3 protein-coding genes are annotated in these 3,259 nt (G+C 41.3%); 2 read left to right on the top strand and 1 reads right to left on the bottom strand.

The features are described from left to right. Window positions 1–898, top strand: an 898-nt coding sequence (locus ACO4PX_RS09455; RefSeq protein WP_485572421.1) for a D-psicose 3-epimerase, incomplete at its 5' end; no start/stop codon positions are given. Window positions 899–959: 61 nt separating this feature from the next. Beyond that, window positions 960–1,520 carry a 6-phospho-3-hexuloisomerase gene (gene hxlB / locus ACO4PX_RS09450; RefSeq protein ID WP_485572419.1) on the top strand — a complete coding sequence of 187 codons (561 nt, stop codon included), beginning with the start codon at window positions 960–962 and terminating at the stop codon, window positions 1,518–1,520. Window positions 1,521–1,788: 268 nt separating this feature from the next. Here hxlB and hydA read toward each other — a convergent pair whose 3' ends face one another. Beyond that, window positions 1,789–3,204, bottom strand: coding sequence for a dihydropyrimidinase (gene hydA / locus ACO4PX_RS09445; RefSeq protein ID WP_485572417.1), 1,416 nt, complete (start codon window positions 3,202–3,204; stop codon window positions 1,789–1,791). Window positions 3,205–3,259 lie beyond the last annotated feature (55 nt).

Below are 3,259 nucleotides of genomic sequence, written 5' to 3'. Positions count from 1 at the left end.
AAAAAGAATAGAGAGAAACAAGATGAAATATGGTATTTACTATGCATATTGGGAAAAAGAATGGACTGGTGATTACTTTAAATATATTGACAAGGTCAAGGAACTGGGATTTGATATTCTTGAAATTTCCTGTGGTGCATTTAAAAAAGATTACACAACAGATGAGCAGTTACTTAGAATAGGGGAATATGCTAAGGAAAAAGGGATTATTTTAACAGCTGGATATGGTCCTCAGAAAGATGAAAATCTTGCCTCACCAGATGAAGCTGTACAAAAAAATGCAATTGAATTTTTCAAAGAAACACTTCGGAAACTCCATTTGATGAATATCCATATTTTAGGTGGAGGACTGTATTCTTATTGGCCGGTTGATTTTAATAGTGATATTAATAAAGAACGTGATTTTGAAACTTCTGTAAAGAATATGAAACTTATTGCAAAATATGCAGAGGAGTATGATATTACACTTGGAATGGAAGTGCTTAATCGTTTTGAAGGCTATCTTATCAATACTTGTGATGAGTGTTTAAGATATATTGATGCTGTCGGAAATAATCGAGTAGGTGTGATGTTAGATACATTTCATATGAATATTGAGGAAGATAACATTGGAGATGCCATCAGAAAAGCCGGAGATAAGCTGGTACACTTTCATATGGGAGAACGAAATCGTAAGGTTCCCGGTAAAGGTACTATGCCATGGGCCGAAATTGGACAGGCGCTTCGAGATATTCATTATCAGCATGCAGCAGTTATGGAACCATTTGTCTTACAGGGGGGAAGAGTTGGGCAAGATATAAAGATTTGGCGAAATCTTTTAACAGATACCTCAGAAGCAAAATTGGATGCAGATGCTAAACATTCATGTGAATTTGTGCGTCATGTTTTTGAATTATAATAAAAAATAGCCTACTGTGGAATGCTACTACAGTAGGTTTTTTAAATGAAAGAGGTACACTATGACGAAGTCTATAGAATTACTGAGGATCATAAAGGAACTGCAAGAAAATGCAGATATGGTAAATGGGCAAGAAATAGAAATGGCAGCAAATCTTATTGCTAAATCGACAATGATTTTTGTTGCGGGTTGTGGACGAACAGGATTTGTAATGCGTGCTTTTGCCAATCGTTTGATGCATCTAGGAAAACAAGTACATTTTGTTGGAGATGCAACCACACCGGCTATTCGATCTGGAAATTTATTGATTGTTGGAAGTGGGTCAGGAGAAACAGGAAGTCTAGTACATATAACAGAGAAAGCGAAGAAGATTGGGGCAGAAGTTTTACTTATTACTATACATGTAGATTCATCGATAGGAAAGATTGCGGATTATAGAATTATATTGCCGGGTTCTACACCTAAAAGCCAATTAAAGAATACGGATAAAAGCGTGCAAGTAATGGGGAGTTCGTTTGAACAAATGGCTTGGCTGGTTTGCGATACAATGGTTATGGATTTAATGCATTTACTGCAAATGAACGAGGAAAAAATGTTTTTAAATCATGCTAACCTTGAATAATAACTGCGTTTTAATTGTTGGCTGAAAGATATATAAAAGGAGCTGTAAAAAATCAAAATAAAAAGTTATTTTCGGCAATATAGGTCTGAATTCGGGGTAGTCTGAGCCCGTCGGTACTTGCGAAAAACAAGAGAAACGCAGTTTTTCGCTTAGTATCTCCGCTACATGGCGAGGCTAGCGGGAGCGTGCCCCGTTTCAGACCTATATTGCTTAGAAAATTTTTTTGATTTTTCACAACCTCTTATTTTAGAGTCTAGTGGGAACAAGTTTATACCACCGGTTGGAACTTCTTTCTCTTTAGGTATTTACCCTGATTCTCCAAAAGCACCTTACCGCCCTTAGCCACCAGTTTTCCTCTCAGGAAGACTTCTTCGATGCAACCTTGAATCTCCAGTCCTTCCAATGGGGCATAGTCGGAGCGGGAAACCTGATTCTCTTTGCGAATGGTTTTCTTCTTGTTGGGATCCAGTAAAACGATGTCCGCGTCAGACCCTTCCTGCAAGATTCCCTTCTCCGGATACATGCCGTAGAGCTTTGCGGGATTCTCGGAAAGAAGAGCCGCCATACGCTCCTTGGAAATTCGTCCCTTTACCACACCTTCGGAGAAAATGACTTCTCCTCTGGTTTCCACACCGGGCATTCCGCCGGGGATTTTCCGGAAATCCTCTTTGCCCAGATTCTTCTGCTCCAAGGTGAAAGAACAGTGGTCAGTACAAATGGTCTGAATTTCTCCATCAGCCAGAGCCTTCCATAGTGCTTCCTGATCGGATTTTTTCCGAAGAGGGGGAGCGATTACATAACGGGCAGAGGTCTCAAAATCGGAATTGTACAGATCATCGGTCATAGTCAGGTACTGGGGGCAGGTTTCTGCAAATACCACTTGACCCCGTTTTCTAGCCTCTCGAATCTCATTTAGTCCCTTTTCACAGGTCAAATGCACATCAATAATGGGCGTGTCTACCACATCGGCAATATAGAGCATACGGTTGATGGCCTCCGCCTCCGCATCATCCGGACGGGAAAGGTAGTGGGAAGACACAGATTTTTTTGTACTTTCCTCAGCAATATACTTCTTCTGTAAAGCGGCAATCATACCGGTATTTTCGCAGTGTACACCGGTGATGCCTCCAACTTCCTTCAATCTCTTTAAAATGAAGAACATTTCCTCGTCATCTACCTGAATATCATAGGTCATGTAAACTTTGAAGGTGCTAAGTCCCTCATCCATCATATCCTGACATTGCTTGCTGGCCTCTTCATTCCAGTCACTGATGGACATGTGGAAGCCGTAGTCGCAGGAAGCGCCTAAATCAGCCTTTTTCTGCCAATTTTTAAAGCCTTCCATCAGGGTTTCTCCCTTGTACTGGGTGCCGAAGTCCACAATACTGGTGGTTCCGCCGGAGATGGCGGCCTTGGTGCCGGAGGGGAAGTTATCGCAGGTTACAGTGCCGGCAACATGGAGTTCAAAGTGGGTATGGCAGTCAATAAAGCCCGGGAAAATGAGCTTTCCGTCGGCATCAATCCGTTCTACAGTATTTTCGGAAGCCAAAGCCCTATCCTTCTCGGCTTGGAAATTAGGGCTGTCCTTTCGAAAAATTTTTTTGATTTTCTCCCCTTCCACAAGGATGTCTCCAAGGAAACTTTCTCTGGGGCTTACGAGGGTTCCGTTTTCAATCAGGATCATAGTTCCTCCTTATATAAAAGAACGCAAGTCAACGACTCTATAACGACTCAAAGAA

This window comes from Oribacterium sp. (assembly GCF_057249185.1).
Note: the sequence above shows the minus strand (reverse complement) of the source record. Positions and strands in the feature narration are given on the sequence as shown.